A 24,729-nucleotide genomic window follows, 5' to 3' on the forward strand; every position below is an offset into this window, starting at 1 on the left:
GGGTAAATACCACACATAACGCATGCATCCTGCTCGTCCGGCAGAGACGGAACGGCTCAGATGGTGGACTTCGAGGAGCACGGCCACAGCGGGCGGCGAGCGCCGCTCGACATCGCCGACGCCGCCCTGGTGCTGTGCGACGCCCACGGGCGCGTGGAGAGCTGGCCGGAGGGCGCCGAGCGACTGTTCGGCCACCCGGCCGCGGACGTGGTGGGCCGGGCCGCCGCGGCCCTGCTGGCCCCGGACGACGCGGACCGGCTGCCCGAGCTCGCCGCGGAGTGCCGGGCGCACGGCGGCTGGAGCGGGACGCTCACCGCCCGGCGCAAGAACGGCGCCCCGGTCGACGTCATGGTGCAGCTGGCCCGGGTGACCGACGGCGAGGGCGCCGCGCACTGGCTGGCGGTGGCGGCCGAGGCGTCGTCGTTGCCGGGCTGGGAGATGAGCCGGGCGGTGCTGGAGAAGCTCCTGATGCAGACGCCGGTCGGCATGGCCGTGGTCGACACCGACCTGCGGTTCGTCTGGTCCAACCTCGCCCTGGAGCGGTTCGGCGGCGGCCGGGCGCGGGACCGGATCGGCCGGCGGCTGGCCGAGGTCCAGCCGGGCCTCGACGCGGAGGCGTTGGAGGAGCAGATGCGCCGCGTCCTGGAGAGCGGCGAACCGGTCCTGGGCTACGAGCACATCGGCCGCCCGCAGTCCGAACCGCACCACGAACGGGCCCACGCGATGTCCTTCGTCCGGCTCGACGGCTTCAACGGCCGCCCGCTCGGCGTGTGTTACACCGTCATCGACATCACCGAGCGGTACCGCAACCGCCAGCGGCTGGTCCTGCTGGACCGGGCCGGCACCGCCATCGGCCAGACCCTGGACGTGCTGCGCACCGCTCAGGAACTGGCCGACGTCGCGGTGCCCGACCTCGCCGACTTCGTCACCGTGGACCTGCTGGACTCGGTGATCCGCGGCGGGGAGCCGCTCACCGGGCCGCCCGGCGACGCGGACCGGGTCGCGCTGCGCCGCGGCGGCCAGCAGTCCTCCCGGGCGGGCATCCCCGAAGCGGTCGTCGCCGTCGGGGACCTGGCGTCCTACCACTCCTGGTCCCCGCCCATCCGGGCGATGGCCGACGGCACGTCGTGGCGGGTGGAGTGGCTGGACCCGCACGGCCCGGAGTGGGCCGCCGACGTCCCCGGCGGCCGGCGGCGGCAGCTGCGGGAACAGGGCCTGCACACCGCGATGGTGGTGCCGATCCGGGCGCGCGGCACGACCATGGGCGTCACCAGCTTCTTCCGCTGCGCGCCCGGCGAACCGTTCGGCCCGGACGACCAGCGGCTGGCCGAGGAGTTCGTGGCCCGGGCCGCGGTCTGCCTGGACAACGCCCGCCGCTACACCCGGGAGCGCGCGGCGGCGCTCACCCTCCAGCGCAGCCTGCTGCCGCAGGGCGTCGCCGACCACAGCGCACTGTCCCTGGCGACCTGCTACCGGCCGGCCGACGAACTGGCCGGGGTGGGCGGCGACTGGTTCGACGTGATCCCGCTGTCCGGGGCACGGCTGGCGCTGGTGGTGGGCGAGGTGCGCGGGCACGGCATCAGCGCGATCGCCACGATGGGCCGGCTGCGCACCGCGGTGCAGACCCTCGCCGCCCTGGACCTGCGCCCGGAGGAGCTCCTCGCCCGCCTCGACGACCTGGTCAGCCGGGTGTCGGAGGAGGGCGGCAAGGGCGCGGAGACCGGCGCGACGGGCACCAGCTGCCTCTACGCGGTCTACGACCCGGTCGGCCGCTGCTTCACCATGGCCAGCGCCGGCCACCCGCCGCCGGTCATCGTCGCCCCCGACGGCACCGCCGCCTACGCGGAGCTCCCGGTCGGCCCCCAACTCGGCGTCAGCGGGCTGCCGTTCGAGGCCGTCGAGGTGGCCGTCAAAGAGGGCAGCGTGCTCGCGCTCTACACCGACGGACTGCTGGCCGGCGCGGACCGCGAGGCCGGCCAACCGGCCAGGGAGCGGCTGCTGCACGCCCTCGCCGCGCCCGGCGACTCCCTCGACGCGCTGTGCGAGTCGGTCATCGGCGCGCTGGTGCCGCGTCGGCAGCACGACGACGTCACGCTGCTGCTGGCCCGGACCCGCGGGCTGGCCACGGACCGGTTCGCCTCGTGGGAACTGGCCGCCGACCCCGCCGTGGTGGGCCGGTCCCGGGAGATGGCCGCCCGGCAGCTGGCCGAATGGGGCCTGCCGGCGCTGACGTTCACCACCGAGCTGGTGGTCAGCGAGCTGGTCACCAACGCGATCCGGTACGGGTCGGGGCCGATCCGGCTGCGGCTGATCCTGGAGCACACCCTGATCTGCGAGGTGTGCGACGGCTCCAGCACCTCGCCCTACCTGCGGCATCCGCGGACGACCGACGAGGGCGGCCGCGGGCTGTTCCTGATCTCCCAGTTCACCCACCGCTGGGGCACCCGCTACACCACCGACGGCAAGGTGATCTGGGCGGAGCAGGTGCTGACCACCTGACCCCGCCCGGCCCGGCTCACCCGGCGTGCGCGGCGCCGGCCGCCTGCGCCGTCGCCCGCGCGCGGGCCGCCGCCGCGGCCTCCGGTGCGCCCACCTGCTCCGCCAGCCGGGCCTTGGCCGACCAGTTGTAGGGGCAGATCGGGCGGAGCCGACTGCGCTCGCTGAGCAGCGTGCGGGCCAGGTCGTGGCGGCCGGCCCGGAGCGCGGCCTCGACCAGGGTGCGCTGGACGGCGTCGCGCTGGGCATGGCTGCCGCCGAAGTCGTTCAGCCGGTGGCGGACCGGCAGCAGCAGATCGGCGGCGCCGGCGAAGTCCCCCCGGCCGTAGGCGAGCAGGGCCCGGCAGACGGGCAGGCCGATGTCGGCGGTCATCGTGCGGTTGGCGGACGTCGGGCCGGCCGGGGTCCGCGCCAGCCACTCCTCGCGCTCCCGGACGAGCCGCTCGGCCCGGTCCGGGCGGCCGGCACCGACGTACGCCATCACCGCATGGGCGTCGTTGAAGGCGTAGTACGGGCCGTCGTCGCGGCGCTCCCAGGCGTCGGCGACGGCGGCCCAGCGGGCGCTCAGCTCGTGCCCGGCGAGGTGCAGGCGCCACAACAGGGCGGCGGCGTCGATGAGTTCCATGACCACGTCCCGCGTCTCGTCGTGGCGCAGCGCGGCGTCGTAGATCTCCAGGACCCGGGCGGTGTCGCCGGATTCCAGGGCGTACAGGGCGTAGTGCCACCAGTTGTGGACGGTGAGCAGGGTGCCCTTGGACCAGGCGTCGGTGCGGGCGTCCAGGAAGCGGGTGCCGTCGGTGAAGCGACCGCGCATCTCGTAGGTGTGCGCCACGCCGTGGATGGCCCAGACGTCCTGCGGGTGCCGCTCCAGCGCGGCCAGGCCGGTCTGCTCGGCGTGTTCGTAGTGGCCGTTCTCCTCCAGGCCGAAGGTGTACATGCCCAGCAGCGGGCCGTAGTGCGGATCGTCGTCGTCCCAGGAGTCCAGGGCGCCGCCGACCCGGTCGCGCAGCCGCAGCGCGTCGCCGGTGAGGAAGTCGTGCTGGTGGCCGGCGAAGAGGGCCAGCAGGTCGCGGGGGTGGGCGACGGTGATCTCGCCGAGGATCCGTCCGGCGGTGCCGAGGTCGCCGTCCAGCCACGCCTCCGCGGCGGCCAGGTGCATCCGCTCGCGCGGGGTGAGACGGGCGGGGTCGAGGCCGGTGCGGAAGGCGGTGAAGGTGTCGCGGGCGGCCGCCGCCTGCTGCTCCTCGGTGCCCAGCACGCCCAGATAGGCGGCGAGGGCGTGGCCCATCGGGGAGCGGGGCGCGGTGGTCAGCACCGCCCGCGCGGGCTCCTCGACGCCGGGGCGGAAGAACAGCAGGTCGTCCAGGGCCCGTTCGTAGTGGCCGAGGGCCTCGGTGCCGGTCTCGGTCATGGCGTGCCCGTGCCGGTCGGCTGTCATGGTGACTCCTGCGGGTGCGTGGGTGCCGAAGGATCCTGCCGGATCCGTGGGTCCGTCGGTCCGGATCCACGGGCACATAGGTACCCCCCTCGCCCCGCTCCGCCCCGTCTCTTCTGGAAAGGTCCGCTTATGCTCCCGCTGGACGGCATCACCGTGGTCGCGCTCGAACAGGCGGTCGCGGCCCCCTTCGCCACCCGCCAACTCGCCGACGTGGGCGCCCGGGTCATCAAGGTGGAGCGCCCCGGCACGGGCGACTTCGCCCGCGGCTACGACGAGACGGTGCGCGGGATGTCCAGCCACTTCGTCTGGCTCAACCGCAACAAGGAGTCCCTCGCGCTCGACGTGAAGAGCCCCCAGGACGCCGCGGTGCTGCACCGGCTGCTCACCCGGGCCGACGTCTTCGTGCAGAACCTCGCGCCGGGGGCCGCCGAACGGCTGGGCCTGGACGCCGCGACGCTGCTCGCGGCCCACCCGCGGCTCGTGGTGTGCGGCATCTCCGGCTACGGCACCGGCGGCCCGTACGCCCACGCCAAGGCGTACGACCTGTTGGTGCAGTGCGAGGCCGGGGCGATGTCGCTGACCGGCACGGAGCGAGAACCGGCCAAGATCGGGATCCCGGTGGCCGACATCGCCGCCGGAATGTACGCCTACAGCGGCATCCTGACCGCCCTCTACGAGCGCGAACGCACCGGCCGGGGCGGCGCCTTCGAGGTCTCGATGCTGGAGGCGCTGGGCGAATGGATGGGCTACCCGGCCTACTTCACCCGCTACGGCGGCACCACCCCGCCCCGCTCCGGCGCCGAGCACGCCGCCATCGCCCCCTACGGGCCCTACCCCGCGGCGGACGGCACCCGCGTCTTCCTCGGCGTCCAGAACGAGCGGGAGTGGACGGCGTTCTGCACCGAGGTGCTGGAACTCCCTGGACTGGCGGCCGATCCCCGGTTCGACCGGAACTCCGCCCGGGTCGCCCACCGGGAGGCGCTGCGGGAGCGGATCGAGGCGTGCTTCGTCCAACTGGCGGCCGAGGAGATCGAACGGCGGCTGGCCGGCGCCCGGATCGCCCACGCACGGCTGCGGGACGTCGCGGAGTTCACCGCGCACCCGCAGCTCGCCGCCCGGGACCGCTGGCGGACCGTGGACTCCCCCGTCGGCCCGCTGGACGCGCTGCTGCCGCCGGTCACCGTCGCCGGCCGGGAACCCCGGATGGACCGGATCCCGGCCCTGGACGAGGACCGGACGCGCATTCTGGCGGAACTCGACGCCACGGAACGGGAAACGGAAGGCGAGCGGTGACGGCCCTCTGGCCAGCCGCCGCCCGTCGTACGACCATGTCCCCGGCCCCGTCGCCAGGTTCCCGTCGTCCGGGAGTCGACGGCCGGGCCCACCCTCCCTCCGAAAGGAACCCGTCCATGGGCAGACCCCTCGCCGCCCGCGGCCGTCCCGTCCCCGCGCCGCTGGCCGCCCTGCTGGTGCTGGTCCTGGCACTCCTCGCGGTACCCGCACCGCCCGCGCACGCCGCCGGCGCGCCCGGAGACCCGGCCTCCACCGTCGACGCGTACTGGAGCGCACGGCGCATGGAGGCCGCCGAACCCGTGGTGGACAAGGGGCCCGAAGCCCCCCGGACCCGTGCCGCCACCACGCCGATCCCGCCCAGCCACCCCTTCGCGGGCCTGCCCCAGGTGGGCACGTTCTTCTGGACGGACGGCAGCAACACCGGCCGGTTCTGCGGCGGGACGGTGATCCGCAGCCCGCATCGCGACCTCGTCATCACCGCGGGACACTGCCTGCGCTCCCCCGACCCGAAGAAGTACCTGTCCTTCGTGCCGCAGTACCACGACGGGCTCAAGCCGCACGGCATCTACCCCGTCGAGCGGATCTACCTCGACCAGCGCTACTACGACCTCGGGACGGACGCCGGCGCCCGCTGGGACTACGCGCTCGTGCGGGTCGGCCCCCGCGAGGACGGCTCCCGGGTCCAGCAGGTGACCGGCGGCTTCGACCTCCTCCCCTACCCCGGGTACGACCACTCCGACGTCCGGCTCATCGGCTACCCCGGCAGCAGCGACGCCCACTACCCCGAACCGCTGGACTGCTCCTCGTCCACGCACCGCTACACCAGCACCGACCCGGCCGCGCCGGGGGACTTCCTGGAGATCCCCTGCGCCGGCTACATCGGCGGCACCTCCGGGGGGCCGTTCCTGGTACGGGACTTCCGCGGCTACGCCGTGATCGGGGTGATCGGCGGCTACCACACCGGCGGGGACACCCCGGACATCTCCTACAGCGCGTACTTCACCCTCGACATGGCGATGCTGTACCTGCACGCCGTGCGGGGCGACACCCCGGCGGCGCCGCGCACCGCGACCTGACGCGACCGGGCGTACACGGGACCACCGGGTGGCCTGAATTCCCCTGTGCCGATGGCCGGTTCACGGTCATCATCGTTCGACCATAGAGGTCATTCGTTCGTCTGTTCTTCATCCGGTGGACGCGGCCGAGTCCATCCGGTGGCTTCTAGGGTTACCGCGCTCCTTCCCCCCATACGCTCGTCACTTCTGTCCGGAGGACAGTCATGACCGCAGTCAAGGCGCGCAAGCGCACCCGGCGTTCCCTCACCGCGCTGGCCGGCGCGGCGGCCCTCGCCGCCGCCTCGGTCGGCCTGTGGGCCGCCACCGGCGCCACCGCGACCGCGCAGACCGCCGGGCTCCCCTCGCCCGACCACGTGGTCGTGGTGATGCTGGAGAACCACGCCTACGGGCAGGTGGTCGGCAGCTCCAGCGCGCCCTACCTGAACTCCCTCAAGGCCGGCGGCGCCAACCTCACCCAGTCGTTCGCCCTCACCCACCCCAGCGAGCCGAACTACTACATGCTCCTCTCGGGCTCCAACCAGGGCCGCACGGACGACAGTTGCGTGCCGGTCGGTTCGATGTCCGCGCCCAACCTCGCCTCCGAGCTGCTCGCCGCCGGCCAGACCTGGGCGAGCTACAACGAGGGGCTGCCGAGCCAGGGTTCGACCACCTGCAGCAGCGGCGACTACGCGCAGAAGCACAACCCGTGGTTCGGCTTCTCCAACGTGCCGACCGACACCGCCAAGACGATGGACCAGTTCCCGTCCGACTACAGCACCCTGCCGAAGGTCTCCTTCGTCATCCCCGACCTGTGCAACGACATGCACGACTGCTCGGTGGGCACCGGTGACACCTGGATCAAGGACAATCTGAGCGGCTACGCGGAGTGGGCCAAGACCCACAACAGCATGCTGGCCGTCACCTTCGACGAGGACAACCGGCTGTCCGGCAACCGCATCCCGACGCTGTTCTACGGCGCGCACGTGGCACCCGGCAGCTCCAGCAGCACCACGTACAACCACTACAACGTCCTGCGCACGCTGGAGGACCTGGCCGGCCTGAGCACCCACGCCGGCAACGCCGCATCGGCGTCCGACGTCACCGGCATCTGGAACTAACGGCCCGTGTACCTCGCGGACTCCCGCAACAGCACCACGCGCACCCCCACCGCCGCCCCGGGCAGCACCCGCCCGGGGCGGCGGCCCGCGGTGCCCGGCACGGTGCTCGCACTCGGCGCGGTCAGCCTGATCACCGACGTCTCCGCGGAGATGATCACCGCGGTGCTGCCGCTGTACGTGGTCACCGCGCTCGGGCTGTCGCCGCTCGGCTTCGGCCTGTTGGACGGCATCAACAACGGCGTGGGCGCCCTGGTCCGGCTCGCCGGCGGACATCTGGCGGACGGCGGCGGGCGCCGGCACAAGGTGGTGGCCGGGATCGGCTATGGCCTGTCGGCGGTGTGCAAGCCGCTGCTGCTGCTCGCCCACGGACTGCCGGCGATCAGCTCCGTGCTGGCCGCGGACCGCGCCGGCAAGGGACTGCGCACCGCGCCCCGGGACGCGATGATCTCGCTGGCCACCCGGCCCGAGCACCGCGGCCGGGCGTTCGGCGTGCACCGCGCCATGGACACCGCCGGCGCGCTCCTCGGACCGCTGACGGCGTTCGCGGTGCTGCGGGTCGCGGTCGACGGCTACGACGCGGTGTTCACGGTGAGCGCGTGCGTGGCGGCGCTGGGCGTGCTGGTGCTGGTGCTCTTCGTCCCGGCCCGACTCGACACCGGGCACCCGGCGTCCGGACCCGCGCCCGCCCGGCCCGCACTGCGCGACTCGCTGGCCCTGCTGCGCCGCCCCGGACTGCGCCGGCTGACGCTGTGCGCCACACTGCTCGGCCTCACCACCGTCAGCGACGCCTTCCTCTACCTCCTCCTCCAGCGCGAACTGGGCGTGCCCGCCGACCTGTTCCCGCTGCTGCCACTGGGCACCGCCGCGGTCTTCCTGCTGCTCGCCGTGCCGCTGGGCGCGCTCGCCGACCGGATCGGGCGCCGCCGGCTCTTCCTGGCCGGGCACGCCGTCCTGCTCCTCGCGTACGCACTGGTGCTCTCCCCGCTGCGCGGCCCGGTCGCCGTGGGCACCGTGCTCGTCCTGCACGGGGCCTTCTACGCGGCCACCGACGGGGTGCTGGCCGCCGCCACCGCGGGCGTGGTCCCGACGGAGCATCTGGGCGCCGGACAGGCCCTGGTGGGCACCGGCCAGGCACTGGCCCGCTTCGTCTGCTCGCTGGCGTTCGGCGCAGCCTGGAGCCTGTGGGACGGGCGGGACGCACTGGCGGTCGCGGCCGTCGCGCTCGCCGCCGCCGCGCTGTGCGCCGCGCGACTGCTGCGGACCGGCGACCCGTCGGGCACGGACCGCGACCCCGGCGACGCCGACCACGACGACCGCCGTACCCCCGAAGGAGCACCCCGATGAACCGTAGGACCCGCCTGGCCGTGCTGCTGTTCGCGGTGGTGCTGCTGGGGACGGTCGGCACCGCGGCGGTGCTGCGGGCCGCCGACCGGTCCGCCGTCCGCGACCAACAGCAGGCGGACGGCCCCACCGTCCGCACCGGCGACGTCGTGCTCCACCCGCCCGGGGAACGGCAGTTGCTGGTGCGCAACCTGGCCTGGGGCCCGCACCGCGACGAGATCGCCACGGTGCCGGCCGGGCACCCCGACGGGCCGCGCACCGCCTCCGGCGTGAAGTGCCTGCGCTTCCACGCCGCCGCCGGCACCGGGATCTGCCTCCAGGCCGAGCGCGGCGCGCTGGCGGACACCTACCAGGCGGTGGTGCTCGACGCCCACCTGCGGATACGGCACCGCTTCCCGGCGCCCGGCATCCCGACCCGGTCCCGGGTCTCCCCCTCCGGCCACCTCATCGCCTGGACGGTCTTCGTCAGCGGGGACTCGTACGCGGGCACCGCCTTCTCCACCCGCACGGCCATCGCCGACACCCGCACCTGGGCGCTCGACGACAACCTGGAGCAGTACGCGGTCACCAAGGACGGCCGCCCGTACCACGCCTCCGACATCAACATCTGGGGCGTCACCTTCGCCGACGACACCCGCTTCTACGCCACCCTCGCCACCGGTGGCCGGACCTACCTCGTCCGCGGCGACCGCACCGCCCGCACCCTGACCACCCTGCACGGCAACGTCGAATGCCCTTCGCTCTCCCCCGACGGCACCCGCATCGCGTACAAGAAGCGGGTCCCCGGCGCCTCCCCGGACGCCCCCTGGCGGCTCTACGTGCTGAACCTCGCCACCATGAAGGAGACCGCCACCGCCGAGCACCGCAACATCGACGACCAGGCGCTCTGGTCCGGCGACGACACCCTGGTCTACGCGCTGCCCGGCGACTACGGCTCGGACCTGTGGACGGTCCCGGCCGACGGCTCGGGCACCGCCCGGCGGATGATGACCTCGGCGGTCGCGCCCGCGTACGCCGGCTGACGGAAGGACCGGCTAGCCACCGCGCCCGGGCCGCCCGCGCGGGGCCCGGGGCAGCGGTTCGCCGGACTGACCGGTCGCCAGGTCGCGGGCGAGCGAGACCTGGGACATCAGCACCGCGCCCCACAGGACGAGGCCCACGCCCAGCGCTTCGGGGAGCAGCCACCACCCGGCGCGGACCCGTTCGTCGAAGAGCGTGACCCCCAGGGAGAGACTGACCAGCGCGTCGCCGACGGTGAGCACCGGCTGCGAGGCGGTCAACGGGCCGGACTGCATGGCGTTCTCCATCATGAACAGCGCCAGGACGCCGGTCAGCGCGAAGCCGTAGCTCTGCCAGGACGTGAAGAACCGGGCCGGACCGCCGCTCGCCCAGGCGTGGGTGGCGTCCTTGAGCAGCGCGGCGGTCAGCGCGTAGCCGACCGCGGTCGCCGCGCCGAAGCAGGCGGCGCGGAAGCTGCCGGCCCCGCGCCGCAGTCCCGCGCCGACCGTCACGAAGATCACCGAGCCGCAGGCGATCAGGGCCGGCACCCAGCGGCTCAGCGGGGCGTGGTCGCGCCCGGCCGTGGGCGCGGCGGCGGCCAGCGCCGTGCCCAGCCCGACGACCAGCAGTCCCACACCCGCCCAGCCGCGCCGGGAGATCCGCACCGGCACCGGTCCGCCCAACAGCACCCGGCCGATGAGCAACGCCAACGGGAGTTCCAACACGAAGATCGGCTGAACCACCGACAGCGGCCCGAACAGCAGCGCCAGCGCCTGGAAGCAGGCGGCCGGCAGCACCATCAACATCCCCGCGAGCCACGCCGCGCGATGCAACAGGTCGGCGATCAGGCCCAGCCGCAGCCGCCCCGCGACCGGTACGGTGCGCGCCGCGCGGCGCTGCAACACCGTGGACAGCGCATTGCACGCCGCCGCGAGCACCGCGAACAGGACGGCCGTCCAGATGGCCACGCACCCACCTTTCCCTCGCCCGACGTCCACCCGACGCTAACCGCAGCCCACCCGGACCGCCCCGCGCGCTCGTACAGGAGGGTCCGCCCCTGTCGTTCGTCCGCGTGACACCTCGGCGCGTCGCTTGGCCACCCGGCGACCCTCCCGCACGGTGAGACCGTGCGCCGCATCGCTCCCCTCCTCGCCACCGCGCTGGCCGCCGCCTCCCTCGCCGCCGCCGGCTGCACCTCCGCCCCCCACGCCGGCCCGAGCCCCGGCGGCTCGGCCCGACGCACGGTCGCACCCGGCCGGCCCTCGCCGGTACTGATGCCATGGCCGGTGACGGCGGAAGGACCACCGGGCGCACTGACGGACCGGCGCACGATGCCCCGATGGGAGCATGTGGCGATCGGCTGACATCCAGCCGACCGGCGGGCCCGCACGACACCGGCCCACGGCCCGAGAGGGAAAGGATCGCCATGCCGCCACACGACCCGACGCCCCACGACGCGTCCCCCACCCCTGCGCCCCGCGGCTCCGCCGCCCCCGGCGACGCATTCCATCCCCACCTCCCCGACCCCGCCCCCGAGGACGACCGCCGGCCCCTGCGGAACCGCCTGCACCACATCCGCGCCGACGCGCTGGACGGCGACACCGCACAGACCGGCGGAATGCGACGCTTCGCCGCGATCAGCGGCCAACGGGTCGGCTCGGAACGCCTCTGGATGGGCCAGACCCACGTCGCCCCCGCGACCGCGTCCGCCAACCACCACCACGGCGCCTCGGAAACCGCGATCTACGTCGTCAAGGGACACCCGGAATTCGTCTTCGCCGACGACACCCGAGAGGAGGTCCGCCTCCGGACCGCCCCCGGCGACTACATCTTCGTCCCGCCCTACGTGCCCCACCGCGAGGAAAATCCCCACCCCGACGAGGAGGCCGTGGTGGTGATCGCCCGCAGCACGCAGGAGGCGATCGTCGTGAACCTCCCAACGCTTTGACGTGGGCCTCCCACGTTATCGGCTCCCCCGCCGTAGGGGTTCGCGTTTTTGCGCCTGCGGCGCCGGGCCCGCCTGGCGGCGGGGTCTTGCGATTCCGCTGCGCGGGGCCGGTCCGCTGCGCGGGGCTGTCGGGTGCGGTGACGGGCCTGCGGGGGTGGTGTGCAGGACTGCTGCGCTTTACGTCCTGCACACCACCCCCTCCGACCCGTCCCCTCCCGTTGTGGGTGGGAAAGACAGGCACGCGGGCGCCGATGCCGGTGGTCCACTGACGGCCACCACTCCACAACGAACCCCGCAGGAACCCACCAACAGACACCCCCACCCACCCTTTCCATGACCACCCACGGGAGGGGACGGGTCTGCGGGGCAGGGGTTGACCGGACGTAAAGCGCAGCAGTCCGGACAACCCCTGCCCCGCAGACCCGGCACCGCACCCAACAGCCCCGCGCAGCGGACCCGCACCGCACCCGAAACGCCCCGCGCAGCGGACCCGCCCCGCGCAGCGGCACGCAACACCCCGCCGTCAGGCGGACAGCCGCGAGCCATACACCGGCAACGCCACCTCCGCCGCCGCGAGGAGTTCGCGGGTGGCCGCTCCCACGTCGGAGGGGGCCCAACGGGCCCCTCGGTCGATGGTGGGCCCCGGTCGCCAGCCCTCCATGACCGTGATGCGGCCGCCCTCGGCCTCGAAGACCCGGCCGGTGACGCCGGTGCTGTCGGCGGAGGACAGCCAGACGACCAGTGGGGAGACGTTCTCGGGGGCCATGGCGTCGAAGACGCCGTCCGTGGGGGTTGCCATCGTCTCGGCGAAGGTCTGCTCGGTCATCCGGGTGCGGGCCGCCGGGGCGAGGGCGTTGACCTGGACGCCGTAGCGGGCCAGTTCGGCGGCGGCGACGAGGGTCAGGCCGAGGATGCCGGCCTTGGCGGCGGAGTAGTTGCCCTGGCCGACGCTGCCCAGCAGCCCGGCGCCGGAGCTGGTGTTGACAACCCGGGCGTCGGGTGTCCGTCCGGCCTTGGCCTCGGCCCGCCAGTGTGCGGCGGCGTGTTTGAGGGGCAGGAAGTGGCCTTTGAGGTGGACCCGCATCACCGCGTCCCAGTCGTCCTCGTCGAGGTTGACCAGCATCCGGTCGCGCAGGAAGCCGGCGTTGTTCACCAGGGCGTCCAGGCGGCCAAAGGTGTCCAGGGCGGTGGCGACGAGGGAGCGGGCGCCGTCGTCGGTGGTGATGTCGTCGGTGTGTGCCACGGCCCGGCCGCCGCGCGCCCGGATCTCCTCGACGACCTGTTGGGCGGGGCCGGAGGAGGTGCCGGCGCCGTCGGCCGCCACCCCGAGGTCGTTGACCACGACGGCGGCTCCCTCGGCGGCCAGCGCGAGGGCGTGGGCGCGGCCCAGGCCCCGGCCGGCCCCGGTGACGGCGGCGACGCGTCCGGTGCAGATTCCGGTCATCTCATGACTCCTTGGGGTGGTTGACGGTGGCGGCGTCGAGGAAGGCGGGGCGTTCGCCGCCGCCGTGGACGAGCAGGCTGGCGCCGCTGACATAGCCGGCGCGGCCGGAGGCGAGGAAGACGCAGGCGTCGCCGATCTCGGCGGGTTCGGCGAGCCGGCCGAGCGGCACGGTCGCGCCGACCGCGGCGATGCCGTCCTCGTCCCCGTAGTGCAGTGCGGAGAGTTCGGTCCGCACCATGCCGAGGACGAGGGTGTTGACCCGGACGTGCGGCGCCCATTCGACGGCCATCGAGCGGGCGAGGTTGTCCAGGCCCGCCTTGGCGGCGCCGTAGGCGGCGGTGCCGGGCGAGGGGCGGGTGCCGCTGACGCTGCCGATCATGATCACCGAGCCGCCGTCCGGTTGGCCGCGCATCACTTCGTACGCGGCGAGCGAGGCGGTCATCGGGGCGACCAGGTTGAGCTCGACGACCCGGGCGTGGCGCTCCGCGGTGGTCTCGCCGAGCAGCCGGTAGGGGGTGCCGCCGGCGTTGTTGACCAGGCAGTCCAGGCGCCCGTGTTCGGCCGCGACGGCCTGGAGGAGTTCCCGGGCGTCGTCCGGTTCGCGCAGGTCGACGGGGCGGAAGCGGGCGGTGCGGCCGTCCGCGGCGATCGGGGCGTCCGGCGGTCGCCGGGCGCAGACGACGACCGCCGCGCCGGCCTGGAGGAAGGCGCGGGCGATGCCGGCGCCGACGCCCCGGGTGCCGCCGGTGACGACGGCGACCCGTCCGGTCAGATCGAGGTTCAGGGACAACTGGTACCTCCCGCGGCGGGCGATCCGCTGCTAACTTCGCTACCTAACAAACGCTTGGTGGAAAGGTAGCTGATCTCCTCATGGGTGTCTCCACCTCCGCACCCGACCGCGGCGTCGCGGTCGTCACCGTGGACTTCCCCCCGGTCAACGCCCTCCCCGTACAGGGCTGGTACGACCTCGCCGACGCCGTACGGGCCGCGGGCCGCGACCCCGACGTCCGCTGCGTGGTGCTCACCGCCGAGGGCCGCGGGTTCAACGCCGGCGTCGACATCAAGGAGATGCAGCGGGACACCGCAGCCGGCGGCCACCGGGCGCTGATCGACGCCAACCGCGGCTGCGCCGAGGCGTTCGCCGCGGTCTACGAGTGCGAGGTGCCGGTGGTCGCCGCCGTGCACGGCTTCTGCCTGGGCGGCGGGATCGGCCTGGTGGGCAACGCCGACGCGATCGTGGCCAGCGACGACGCCACCTTCGGCCTCCCGGAGCTGGACCGGGGCGCACTCGGAGCCGCCACCCACCTCGCCCGACTGGTCCCCCAGCACCTGATGCGGGCGCTGTACTACACCTCACGGACCGCCACCGCGCGGGAACTGCATGCGCACGGCTCGGTCTGGCAGGTCGTACCGCGTGACGAACTGGCCGATGTGGCACAGGAGTTGGCACGGGAGATCGCCCGGAAGGACGGCTACCTCCTCCGGCTCGCCAAGGCCGCCATCAACGGCATCGACCCGGTCGACGTGCGCCGCAGTTACCGCTTCGAGCAGGGCTTCACCTTCGAGGCCAACCTCAGCGGGGTGGCGGACCGGGTACGCGACACCTTCGGCACGGAGAACGAGGAGGTCCGGGCGTGACCGACAAGACCATGACCCCCGAGGACGTCGTCGCGCGGCTGCGCAGCGGGATGACCCTGGGCATCGGCGGCTGGGGCTCCCGCCGCAAACCGATGGCGCTGGTGCGGGCACTGCTCCGCTCCGACGTCACCGACCTGACCGTGGTCTCCTACGGCGGACCGGACGTGGGGCTGCTGGCCGCCGCCGGGAAGATCCGCAGGCTGGTCACCGCGTTCGTCACCCTCGACTCGATCCCCCTGGAGCCGCACTTCCGGGCGGCCCGCCAGGCGGGCGCGTTCGAGCTGAGCGAGGTCGACGAGGCCATGTTCATGTGGGGGTTGCAGGCGGCCGCCAACCGGCTGCCGTTCCTTCCCGTCCGGGCCGGGCTCGGCTCGGACGTGATGCGGGTCAACCCCGAGCTGAAGACGGTCACCTCGCCGTACGAGGACGGGGAGAGCTTCGTCGCGATGCCGGCGCTGCGGATGGACGCCGCGCTGGTCCACGTCAACCGCGCCGACCGGCTCGGCAACGGCCAGTACCTGGGCCCCGACCCGTACTTCGACGACCTGTTCTGCGAGGCGGCGGACAGCGCGTACGTCTCGTGCGAGGAACTGGTGGCCGACTTCGGCACCGCCGCGCCGCAGTCCCTGCTCATCAAGCGCCATGCGGTCACCGGCGTCGTGGCGACGCCGCACGGCGCGCACTTCACCTCCTGCGTCCCGGACTACGACCGCGACGAGGCGTTCCAGAAGCTCTACGCGACCACGCCCTGGCCGGAGTTCGCCGCGCGGTTCCTGCACGGGGACGAGAAGAGCTACCAGTCGGCCGTCCAGACCTGGCACGAGGAGAACGCATGACCAGTCGCGCCGAATACTGCGTGCTCGCCTGCGCCGACGCCTGGCGCGACAACGGCGAGGTGCTCGCCAGCCCGATGGGCACCGTACCCGCTATCGGCGCCCGGCTCGCCAAGCGCACCTTCTCCCCCGACCTGCTGCTCACCGACGGTGAGGCGCTGCTGGTCGGCCTCGACGGGCGGGCCGAGGGCTGGCTGCCCTACCGCCAGCACCTGGCCATGGTCACCGGCGGCAGGCGGCACGTGATGATGGGCGCCAGTCAGCTCGACCGGTTCGGCAACCAGAACATCTCCTGCATCGGCGACTGGGAGCGACCGGCCCGACAGCTCCTCGGCGTCCGCGGCGCACCGGTCAACACCCTGAACAACCCGACGAGTTACTGGGTCCCCAAGCACTCCCGACGGGTCTTCGTCGAGAAGGTCGACATGGTCTGCGGCGTCGGTTACGACAGCGCGGCCGCCGCCGGACCCTCCGCCACCCGCTACCACCGCATCCCCCGGGTGGTCAGCGACCTCGGCGTCTTCGACTTCGCCACCCCGGACCACACCATGCGGCTGGTCTCGCTGCACCCGGGCGTCACCGCCGAGGAGGTGCAGGACGCCACCGGTTTCCCGCTGGCGCACGCCGACGAGGTCCCCTGCACCCGTGAACCCACCGCCGAGGAACTGCGGTTGATCCGCGAGGTGATCGATCCGCAGGGGCTCCGGGACCGCGAGGTGCCGGCATGAGCGCCGACGCCGCGTCGGCCACCGGCCACCCCCCGACCGTCGAGGAACCCCCGGTCGTCGCCACTGCGCTGACCGAGCTGACCGGGGTGCGGCATCCGCTCGTGCAGACCGGCATGGGCTGGGTGGCCGGCCCCCGCCTGGTGTCCGCCGCGGCCAACGCCGGCGCGCTGGGCATCCTGGCCTCCGCCACCATGACCCCGGACCAGTTGCGGTCGGCGGTCCGCGAGGTCAGGTCCCGTACGGACCGGCCGTTCGGGGTCAATCTGCGGGCCGACGCCGGCGACGCGGCCGAGCGCGTGCGGATCATCGTGGACGAGGGCGTACGGGTCGCCTCCTTCGCGCTGGCGCCCTCGCGGGAGCTGATCGCCCGGCTCAAGGACGCCGGGGTGGTGGTCATCCCGTCCATCGGGGCCCGCCGGCACGCCGAGAAGGTCGCGGCCTGGGGCGCCGACGCGGTCGTCGTCCAGGGCGGCGAGGGCGGCGGCCACACCGGGAGCGTCGCCACCACCGTGCTGCTCCCCCAGGTCGTGGACGCGGTGGACATCCCGGTGATCGCCGCGGGCGGTTTCTTCGACGGCCGCGGCCTGGTCGCCGCGCTCGCCTACGGGGCCGCCGGGATCGCCATGGGCACCCGCTTCCTGCTGACCTCGGACAGCACCGTGCCGCCTGCCGTCCAGGACCACTACCTGGCGGCGGCGGTCACCGACGTCACCGTGACCACCAAGGTGGACGGGCTGCCGCACCGGATGCTGCGCAGCGAGCTGGTCCGGGCGCTGGAGCGGTCCGGGCGGACGTCGGCGCTGCTCAAGGCGGTGCGGCACGCCGCCTCGTTCCGCAAGCTGTCCGGCCTGAGTTGGGCCCAGATGGTCCGTGACGGGCTGGCGATGAAGCACGGCAAGGACTTGACGTGGAGTCAGGTCCTGCTGGCGGCCAACACCCCGATGCTGCTGAAGGCGTCGATGGTGGACGGCCGCACCGACCTCGGCGTGATGGCCTCCGGGCAGGTCGCCGGGGTGATCGAGGATCTTCCGTCGTGCGCCGAACTGGTCGACCGGATCATGACCGAGGCGCACCGGACGCTGGCGGGCCTGCCCCGCTGACCCCGCCCCGGGTGCGGACCGGCACCGGACCGCACCCGGGTCCCTCCCCTCCCCCTCAGGAGCTGCCGCGTGTTCCCCTCCCGACGACGCGTCACCACCCTGCTCTTCGGCTCCGCGCTCACCCTCGGCGGCCTGACCGCCGGCGGCTGCGGAGCCCCCGCCGACGCCGCCACCGCGCCGCCCGCCCGGCGGAGCGCCCCACCGCCCGACCGCCACGTCCCGCTGCACGGCGCGGTCAACTGCCGTGATCTGGGCGGCTATCGCACCGAGGACGGCCGGCAGCTGCGCTCCGGCCGACTGTTCCGCTCCGACGCGCTCGCCAAGCTGACCCCGGCGGACGTCACCGCGCTGGGCCGCCTCGGACTGCGCACCGTCATCGACATGCGGGTGACCTCGGAGATCTCGTTCGACGGCGCGGACCGGCTGCCGACCGGCCTGGCGGTGACGTCGCTGCCGGTCGACGACACCGGGCTGTTCGCCGCCATGCAGGCGGCCATCGCCACCAAGGACCCGGTCGAACAGCAGCGCCGGCTGGGCGACGGCAAGGCGGAGGCCCTGATGCGCGCCATGTACCCGACGTTCGTCACCAACGCCGCCGACCGCGCCGCCTTCGGCGCCCTGCTCACCCGGATCGCCGACGGCGACCGGTTGCCGCTGCTGTACCACTGCACCTCGGGCAAGGACCGCACCGGCTGGCTGAGCTACCTCCTGCTGCGCCTGCTCGGCGTCCCGCACACCACCGCCCTGCGGGACTACCTGCTCTCCAACGCCCTGCGCCGCGACGCCGACGCCGCGGTCCGCGCGCAGCTCAAGCAGGCCGGGCTGATGCAGAACCCGGACCTGCTGATCCCCCTCCAGGAGGTGCGCACCGGCTATCTCGCGGCCGGGCTTACCCGGCTGCAACGGGACTACGGCGGCATCCCCCGCTACCTCAGCGCCGGACTCGGCGTGGACGCCCACACGGCGGCCCGCATCCGCGCACAGCTGCTGCACTGATCCGGTCCCGGGCGCCGGACCCCTGGCCCGCCGGCGGCGACCAGGTGACGTACCGTCAGAGGCGTTTAGGGTGTTGAGTGTCGTGCCGTCGACGGGTCCTGGGGTAGCCGGATGACCAGGCAATGGCGGGTCGTAGACCGTGTATCCGTTCAGCTTCCCACGGCTCTTGCAGATGTAGCGCGCGTAGACCTTTTTGCCCTTGAAAATGAGTTGTTTGGACATCCGCTTGCCCCCCTCAGCCTTACATTCCTTCTTGGTTGTGACCTTCTCGGATAGGAGTGATGCCGCCGAGAGGTTCCGAACGGAGCCGATGGCTCGGGGACTGTCGGCAGCGTTCGCCGCGGCAGGGGGAAGGGTGGCCAGGCCGATGAGGGTGACGGCCGCAGCAGCGGCCGTCCTGGAATACATGGTCACGTGACTCCTCAGCCCGCCCGGCACGTCCCTCCGGCCAGTTGTACCGGGAGGCGATCCGCCGGCCCGGCCGCAATACAACGCGCTTGCACGGAAACTACAAGTGGCCCTACATCAACAACAGTTGAGTCGCTAGAGACCTTGCACTGAGCCGGGATTGAAGACCCAGAGACCGTCATCGATGACCCGCACTGGGTTGAATGACGCGGCGGGCAGCCGCACGACCGGGGCGCCGGCGCGCAGTAGAAGGCCCCGCCGCGTCGGGGTGCGCGACGGCGCCGGTGCTCAGCGTGGCAGACGGCTCGCCTCCGTAGCGCTCGGTCCGGCTCACAGCCGCACACGCGACTTCTGCGGACCGGTGCGGACCAGGGGCTTCATGATGGCGGCACCCCCTCTTCACCCGTTTGGGCGTACGTGATCGTGCGACCGTACGTGGTCACCTTGCTCAGGCCAGGCCCGGATTCCCCGGCGGATGCGTCACTTCCGTCGGGCGGCTCGGAAAGCGAGCGGATGGCAAAGGCAGTCAGCATGGCCCGGGAGACGGCAGGTCCGACGCGTCCGCTGCACGGGGCGCCCGGGCTCGTCGGCCGGCTCATCATCCGGTTCCACGGACACGTGGAGGACACCATGCGAATGAACCGCCCGCGCGGCACAGTCGTCGCAACCATTGTGCTCGCCATGGCCGGACTCACCGTTCCGGCCACGGCGGCAGCCCCGGTCGCCGGACCCGACGCCACCTTCCTCAAGATGATCCACCAAGGCAATCTCGCCGAGATCGCCACCGCCAAGGATGCCCAGAAGCACACCACCAGCACCTGTGTGAAACAGACAGCGGACATGTTCGTGCGCGACCACACCAAGTTCGACGCGCAGGTCATGGCGCTGGCCCGCAGCAAGGGCGTCACCCTGCCCTCCACGGCGGCAGCCACCCAGCAGAAACAGCTCACCATGCTGAAGTCCCTGCACGGTAGGCCGGACTACAAGCCGGTGTGGCTGCAGGGCCAGGACACGAGCCACCGGCAAGCCCTCGCGCTGATCGACAAAGAAGTGTCCTCCGGCAAGGACTCCAAGATCCGCGCGACCGCCCGAGCCGCCCGGCCCACAGTGGCAAAGCACCTCCAGGCGGTCAACGGTGGAATCTGCCACACCGTCAAGGGAGCGACAGACACCCGAACCTAACCGCCGGCACCGGAGATGGCAGTCAGAGAGCGGCGGCAGCAGCGCATGCCGCCGCTCTGCGGCTAGGACGCCGCACGCCGCCCGTGTGAGGGGTGAGGGAGCGATCCGCCGCCCATAGGGAGCGCGCACTGCTGACCGCCCACTCGGCCACGTCGGGATATGGGCTGCGCGCCAGTCCGCGCGCCGGCTTGGCTGGGGGTGCCCATGGCTGCCACGATCGCGGTGATGGTGCTGCGGGGCCTGCCTGCTGATGCCCCGAAGCCGATCACCACCGGCCAACAGGTCGCAGCCGGGGAGAAGATCACCCTCGCCACCGACACCCCCGCCCCGCACTACCCCTCCGGCTCGTGGACCGAACACCTCACTACCGAACCGAGCGGTTCGAGGAAGCCCTGCGCGCGGTGTTCAACTCGGTGATCTTCCGCTCCTTTGGCCAGGGGCTCACCACTACCGGCACCTACACCGAGATGACCTCCCGCTGCTCGAGCCCGTCCTCCTCGGCCTTGCCGTCCCGGCCGTCCGCAGTCGCGTCAAACGCTGACCCATCCCTACGGCCAGCGGCGATGGAGCACGGTAGCCACTGGACACTGAAGCAACCGATGCGCTCGCATGGCCGCAAGCCGCCACACGGGAATTTCGCCCCCACACCTCGGGGGCCGGGCCGCGGGGGCATGAGCGGGCCGGCTGAGTCGCCAGTCGCGGGCGAGGAGACGGATCCGCGCCCCCCCAGCGGCTGCGTCTCCGGGCGTCAGTCCCCTGGACTGCTGATTCCCCAAGCCGTTGTCAATTCCCGGGCGTCGGCAACCACATGGGGAATCAGCAGTGGCGCAGAGCGATCAGCGTCCCCGGGCGGGACACCTGGCATCGCTGATCAGCCGCGGGGGCTGCTGATCCGTTCGGGCCGGATCACATAGATCACCCGGACTTCGTCGCGGCCGCCGAACCAGGGGTAGGGCCCGCCAAGATACTTCTGCGCGAGCGCCTCGATGTGTTCGACCGCCCCCTCGGTGGTGACACGCACCACACGACCCCGGATCTGGACGTAGGAGGTCGGGTCCGAAGGATCGGAGACCGTGACGGCCACCCGTGGGTCACGTGCGATGTTCCGGGTCTTCTGATGCGTCTCGACACTGTTGATCAGGACGTGCTCGCCATCGGTGTCGACCCATGTCTGGGTCAGCTGAGGCGAGCCATTGGGCATGGTCGTGGCGATGTAACAGATACTGGGACGGCGCAGCAGCGCCACCAGGTCATCGCCGAGGGATACGGGCACGCGGTTCTCCAGGGGCCGGATCGATGGGGGGTGCTGGACAACGCTAGTCCGGGCGGGCGCCCGGCCTTCGTCCACCCCCCTCTTGGTCTTTATCTGATCCGGATCTGATCCGGGCGGAGCTCAGGCTCAGGGGCCCAGGGCAGTCGTACCGCCTCGATCTCGGTGTCATTCAGGAGAGCCTCGATGAGCGGTGCGGGGCCTGCCACCTTGGTGGCCCACAGGTCGTAGTCGGTGCAGACGACCCACGAGTGGTCCTCGGCCCAGAGGTTGGACGGGCTGAAGTCGACCTCGGGGTTGTCGTACAGGATTCCGGCGTCGCCGAGTCGGCCGGCCTGGACGTGCAGGTTCTCGAAGTCGATGGCGCCGAGCATCAACGGGCTGTAGTACGCCAGGCAGCGGGTGTCTGCGCCCGCCGGGCTGTGCTCGGTGAGGATGCCGATCAGCCGGTTCCAGGTCTCGCGGTCGAGGCTGCCCTCGGTGGGCGGGCTGATATGAAGTGGCCAGCTGCCGTCCATCTTGGCCGAGGGAAAGCAGCGGTAAGAGGGCAACAACCCGTCGGGCACCAGCGGATCACCGGTCCGCTGGGCGAGCTCGGCCCAGCGCAGGCGCCGCCAGCGGGGGCCGGGATGTTCTGCGCGGCCCAGACCGCCGCCAGTGGCAGTCCCTACTTCTGTGAGGTCGACACCCCCGATGATCTCGGGTTGGATGCGCCCGGCCGCTACCTGGTCCTGGAGGTACTCGTCGTGCGACATACCGGACGGGCCTTGTGCGTGCTCGTGCATGGCGTTGAGCACCCAGGCCGCGTCGGGCAGCGGCGGTGGCATGAACCCGGTGAGGCCGTCATCACCGGCCAGCTCCAGCAGCCAGCCGGTCGCGCTTGACGGGGCGAGCGGCCAGCGGGCAGCGACCAGGGCGGATATCTCGGACATCCGGCCATGATCGCACCCGGGGCGGACATCGGCGCCGATCCGGCGGGCCCGAGGACGACGCGACCGCGGTCACTGCCGCCCAGCTGATCGTTCGCCCGTCGCGCCACACCACAACACGTCTCCTCCGGCTATCGCGCAAGAAGAGCCGACCGTGGTGGGGGCGGCCCAGGAGAGCTCACCACGGCACGACACTCGTCAGACCGGGTTACCGGTTCGCGGCGACCGCAGCGCGGCGAGGCCGACAGAGGCAAGCAGCAGTGAGCTGCCGCCGATGACGAAGGACAGCGGGGGCGCCGCGTGGTACAGCGGCAGCAGGGCGATCGGGGCCATCGCCGCGCCGCCGAAGCGGAAGGCGGAGACCGCTGAGAGCGCGCCGCCCCGGTTGTCGGGCACCTCGCGGACGGTGAGGTTCTGCAGGCACACGTTGAGCATCGAGTAGGCGACCCCCGCGCCCGTCCAGCACAGCACCAGCGCCGGCAGGCTGTGCGTCGAACCGGTCAGCGCGACCAGCACCGCCCCCAGCGCGGCGGCGATCCCACCGCAGCGGCGCGCGCCGAGGCGGTCACCGACCGAACCCCAGCTCGCGCCCAGCAGCAACCCGGTCAGGCCGAAGCCCAGCAGCGCGACCCCGGTGAGGTCGGGGCGGATGCCGAGGTGCTCCTCGGCGTGCAGGGAGACAAGGAACGGCAGCCCGGCCGCTCCGAAGTAGCTGACGAACGCGGCCACCGACAGAAGCCCCATGCGCACGTTCACCAGGGGGCGCAGGCGCGGAGCCTGTGCGCCCGGCCGGGCCCCGCCGGGTGGGGGTGCCAGCGCGAGCAGCCCGGCCGCGGCTGCGACACCGACGAACGCCCAGCGCCAGTTCGCCGCCGCGGCCACCCCGCCGAGCAGCGGCGAGAGCGACTGGCCGGCGGCCTGGCAACTGGCCAGCAGCCCCACGGACCGGCTCAGTCGGTGTGGTGGAACCATGTCGGCCAGCCCAGACAGCAGCAGCGGCGAGATGAACGCGTTGGCGGTGCCCATCACCGCCCGTACCACCAGCAGCAGCGCGACGTTCGGTGCGATGGTGCCAAGCAGTGAGGCGATCAGGTAGACCAGGTAGGCAAGCAGCACGGTGCGTCGGCGGCCCCACCGCTCGCCCACCGTCCCGGACACCAGTTGTACCAGGGCGAACGGCACGAAGTAGGCGGTCACCGTCAGCGTGGTGGCGCTCGTCGAGGCGTCGAGTGAGTCGGCGATCTGCGGCAGCATCGGTGCCACCACGCCGCCGCCCAGCGGCCCGAGCGCAGCGCCGGCGTACACCGCGAAGACACGTAGCTTCCCGGCTGGCCCGCTGTTCCCGGGCCGGGCCTGCGCACGCGCTGCGGACCGGGTCGGCTTCTGCCAGTCAACCGGCTTACCCAGCATGGTGTTTCCCCCGGCGCCGTGCGGCGGGTGGTCGTCAGTCATCACGGTCTCTCCACGTAGAGCGGCGTGGCCGTGAGCGACGTTAGGTTCTCCGCACGGTGTTTGTGTAATGCCTGTCATGGAACACCGATATCCGGCAGGCATAGTGCGACGTGAGCGGACGCGTCAGCGGTGTACTGCGGCGATCGCCACATCGATGAAACGGCGCAGCAGGAGCTCCTGCATGTGCGGCAGGTAGGCGAGTTCGACGGGGACCGGAGGCGCGTTGACCAGCGGCACGAAGGTCACCCCGGGGTGGTTGATCCGGCGCACCCCCACTGTCGGGGCCACCCCGATGCCGCGATTGGCGGCCACCGACTCGACCCACTCGTCGTAGTTGGCCGTCTCGATCACGTCTCGCGGACCCTTGCCGGGAGCCCAGGACCAGTGGCCGGTCGCACCGCTGACCACGTTCTCCACCAGCGGCCACCTGGGAACGTCGCCCCAGTCCACCTCGTCGAGTCGGCTCACCTCGGACTTGGCGGCGCAGGCGACTGCCACCCGCGGTTCGTCGAAGAGGTGCACCGTCTTGACCGGCGCGGACGAACGCACGCCGCCACGCACCAGCGCGACGTCGATCGCATGACGTAGCAGTGCCTGGATCGGATCGTCGGTGCGCACGAGGTTCACCGTGCTCCCCGAGGTTCGCTCGAACTCGCTGACGGTGAGCTGCGCCCACGGATCCGGCATCAGCCAGCTGAATCCCAGCCGGATGCTGACCTGTTGACTCAACGCGCTCATCGCCCGGTCCAGCTCGTTCAGCACCCGTTCCACCTGTGCGAGGAAGGAGTTGCCCACGTTGGTGAGCTCCACGTGCCGGGAGCTTCGGTTGAACAACCGCACCCGCAACGCGGTCTCCAACTGCTGAACGGTGCGGGTCAACGCCGGCTGGGTGATGGCCAGTTTCTCGGCAGCACGGGTGAACGACTGCTGTCGCGCCACCTCGGCGAACGCGCGCAGATGACGCAGCTCGACATCCATGACTGTGGAGCATAGCCCGAGCGCACAAGGCATTTCCCACGTTGGGACGGACTGGCTACGTTCGGGGTGCAGGCGACTGGGGC

The 24,729-nt window shown here is 72.6% G+C and carries 23 protein-coding genes; 15 read left to right on the plus strand and 8 right to left on the minus strand.

The genetic code is table 11. The features are described from left to right. Window positions 1-60 precede the first annotated feature (60 nt). Window positions 61-2,499 (plus strand): SpoIIE family protein phosphatase, encoded by a 2,439-nt coding sequence (locus MOV08_RS04750; RefSeq protein WP_039629734.1) that lies wholly within the window; start codon window positions 61-63, stop codon window positions 2,497-2,499. 16 nt (window positions 2,500-2,515) lie between these two features. Here the strand turns inward: MOV08_RS04750 and MOV08_RS04755 are convergent, their stop codons facing one another. Continuing rightward, window positions 2,516-3,934 (minus strand): tetratricopeptide repeat protein, encoded by a 1,419-nt coding sequence (locus MOV08_RS04755; RefSeq protein WP_275306434.1) that lies wholly within the window; start codon window positions 3,932-3,934, stop codon window positions 2,516-2,518. Between the two features lie 129 nt (window positions 3,935-4,063). Here MOV08_RS04755 and MOV08_RS04760 point away from each other — a divergent pair, with 129 nt between their 5' ends. From MOV08_RS04760 to MOV08_RS04780, 5 genes are all read left to right on the plus strand, one after another. Next, complete coding sequence (locus MOV08_RS04760; protein WP_275306435.1) at window positions 4,064-5,227, plus strand: CaiB/BaiF CoA transferase family protein; 1,164 nt, start codon at window positions 4,064-4,066, stop codon at window positions 5,225-5,227. A gap of 116 nt (window positions 5,228-5,343) precedes the next feature. Beyond that, window positions 5,344-6,303, plus strand: a complete 960-nt coding sequence (locus tag MOV08_RS04765) for a trypsin-like serine peptidase (RefSeq protein ID WP_039629742.1) — start codon at window positions 5,344-5,346, stop codon at window positions 6,301-6,303. Window positions 6,304-6,506: 203 nt separating this feature from the next. After that, window positions 6,507-7,400 carry an alkaline phosphatase family protein gene (locus MOV08_RS04770; protein WP_039629744.1) on the plus strand — a complete coding sequence of 298 codons (894 nt, stop codon included), beginning with the start codon at window positions 6,507-6,509 and terminating at the stop codon, window positions 7,398-7,400. 6 nt (window positions 7,401-7,406) lie between these two features. Further along, window positions 7,407-8,744: an MFS transporter gene (locus tag MOV08_RS04775; RefSeq protein WP_275306436.1), complete on the plus strand. Its 1,338-nt coding sequence runs from the start codon at window positions 7,407-7,409 to the stop codon at window positions 8,742-8,744. Further along, complete coding sequence (locus tag MOV08_RS04780) at window positions 8,741-9,763, plus strand: TolB family protein (protein WP_275306437.1); 1,023 nt, start codon at window positions 8,741-8,743, stop codon at window positions 9,761-9,763. The genes MOV08_RS04775 and MOV08_RS04780 overlap by 4 nt, the downstream gene beginning before the upstream one ends. Window positions 9,764-9,775: 12 nt before the next feature. On the opposite strand, the gene MOV08_RS04785 is transcribed toward MOV08_RS04780, so the two are convergent. Then, complete coding sequence (locus tag MOV08_RS04785) at window positions 9,776-10,708, minus strand: DMT family transporter (protein ID WP_275306438.1); 933 nt, start codon at window positions 10,706-10,708, stop codon at window positions 9,776-9,778. A 159-nt stretch (window positions 10,709-10,867) separates the two neighbouring features. Here MOV08_RS04785 and MOV08_RS04790 point away from each other — a divergent pair, with 159 nt between their 5' ends. Both MOV08_RS04790 and MOV08_RS04795 read left to right on the plus strand, forming a co-directional pair. Further along, on the plus strand, window positions 10,868-11,104 hold the full coding sequence (locus tag MOV08_RS04790) for a hypothetical protein (protein ID WP_039629752.1): 237 nt from the start codon (window positions 10,868-10,870) through the stop codon (window positions 11,102-11,104). Window positions 11,105-11,166: 62 nt separating this feature from the next. Further along, on the plus strand, window positions 11,167-11,688 hold the full coding sequence (locus MOV08_RS04795) for a cupin domain-containing protein (RefSeq protein ID WP_275306439.1): 522 nt from the start codon (window positions 11,167-11,169) through the stop codon (window positions 11,686-11,688). A 523-nt stretch (window positions 11,689-12,211) separates the two neighbouring features. Here MOV08_RS04795 and MOV08_RS04800 read toward each other — a convergent pair. Both MOV08_RS04800 and MOV08_RS04805 read right to left on the minus strand, forming a co-directional pair. Then, the gene (locus MOV08_RS04800; protein WP_275306440.1) at window positions 12,212-13,132 is read right to left on the minus strand and encodes an SDR family oxidoreductase; all 921 of its coding nucleotides are present in this window, start codon (window positions 13,130-13,132) and stop codon (window positions 12,212-12,214) included. Between the two features lies 1 nt (window position 13,133). Next, window positions 13,134-13,922 (minus strand): SDR family oxidoreductase, encoded by a 789-nt coding sequence (locus MOV08_RS04805; protein ID WP_275306441.1) that lies wholly within the window; start codon window positions 13,920-13,922, stop codon window positions 13,134-13,136. 80 nt (window positions 13,923-14,002) lie between these two features. Here MOV08_RS04805 and MOV08_RS04810 point away from each other — a divergent pair, with 80 nt between their 5' ends. From MOV08_RS04810 to MOV08_RS04840, 7 genes are all read left to right on the plus strand, one after another. After that, window positions 14,003-14,770: an enoyl-CoA hydratase family protein gene (locus tag MOV08_RS04810; RefSeq protein WP_275306442.1), complete on the plus strand. Its 768-nt coding sequence runs from the start codon at window positions 14,003-14,005 to the stop codon at window positions 14,768-14,770. After that, complete coding sequence (locus MOV08_RS04815; RefSeq protein ID WP_275306443.1) at window positions 14,767-15,606, plus strand: CoA transferase subunit A; 840 nt, start codon at window positions 14,767-14,769, stop codon at window positions 15,604-15,606. The genes MOV08_RS04810 and MOV08_RS04815 overlap by 4 nt, the downstream gene beginning before the upstream one ends. Next, a complete protein-coding gene (locus MOV08_RS04820; protein ID WP_275306444.1) occupies window positions 15,603-16,331 on the plus strand; it encodes a CoA-transferase subunit beta in 729 nt (242 codons plus the stop codon). The genes MOV08_RS04815 and MOV08_RS04820 overlap by 4 nt, the downstream gene beginning before the upstream one ends. A gap of 113 nt (window positions 16,332-16,444) precedes the next feature. Next, on the plus strand, window positions 16,445-17,431 hold the full coding sequence (locus tag MOV08_RS04825; RefSeq protein WP_420834278.1) for an NAD(P)H-dependent flavin oxidoreductase: 987 nt from the start codon (window positions 16,445-16,447) through the stop codon (window positions 17,429-17,431). 69 nt (window positions 17,432-17,500) lie between these two features. After that, window positions 17,501-18,427 (plus strand): tyrosine-protein phosphatase, encoded by a 927-nt coding sequence (locus MOV08_RS04830; protein WP_275306447.1) that lies wholly within the window; start codon window positions 17,501-17,503, stop codon window positions 18,425-18,427. Window positions 18,428-19,270: 843 nt separating this feature from the next. Then, window positions 19,271-20,017, plus strand: coding sequence for a DUF4142 domain-containing protein (locus tag MOV08_RS04835; protein ID WP_275306449.1), 747 nt, complete (start codon window positions 19,271-19,273; stop codon window positions 20,015-20,017). A 204-nt stretch (window positions 20,018-20,221) separates the two neighbouring features. After that, window positions 20,222-20,434, plus strand: coding sequence for a hypothetical protein (locus tag MOV08_RS04840; RefSeq protein WP_275306451.1), 213 nt, complete (start codon window positions 20,222-20,224; stop codon window positions 20,432-20,434). Between the two features lie 454 nt (window positions 20,435-20,888). On the opposite strand, the gene MOV08_RS04845 is transcribed toward MOV08_RS04840, so the two are convergent. The 4 genes from MOV08_RS04845 to MOV08_RS04860 form a co-directional block, all read right to left on the minus strand. Continuing rightward, window positions 20,889-21,290, minus strand: a complete 402-nt coding sequence (locus MOV08_RS04845) for a PPOX class F420-dependent oxidoreductase (RefSeq protein WP_039629768.1) — start codon at window positions 21,288-21,290, stop codon at window positions 20,889-20,891. Window positions 21,291-21,379: 89 nt separating this feature from the next. After that, the gene (locus tag MOV08_RS04850; RefSeq protein WP_275306453.1) at window positions 21,380-22,219 is read right to left on the minus strand and encodes a hypothetical protein; all 840 of its coding nucleotides are present in this window, start codon (window positions 22,217-22,219) and stop codon (window positions 21,380-21,382) included. Window positions 22,220-22,414: 195 nt separating this feature from the next. Continuing rightward, entirely contained in the window at window positions 22,415-23,668 is a 1,254-nt protein-coding gene (locus MOV08_RS04855; RefSeq protein WP_275306455.1) for an MFS transporter, read from the minus strand. Window positions 23,669-23,791: 123 nt separating this feature from the next. Further along, a complete protein-coding gene (locus MOV08_RS04860) occupies window positions 23,792-24,646 on the minus strand; it encodes a LysR family transcriptional regulator (protein WP_039629769.1) in 855 nt (284 codons plus the stop codon). Window positions 24,647-24,729 lie beyond the last annotated feature (83 nt).

It is taken from the genome of Streptomyces yunnanensis, from assembly GCF_029011865.1.
Lineage (GTDB): Bacteria > Actinomycetota > Actinomycetes > Streptomycetales > Streptomycetaceae > Streptomyces > Streptomyces yunnanensis.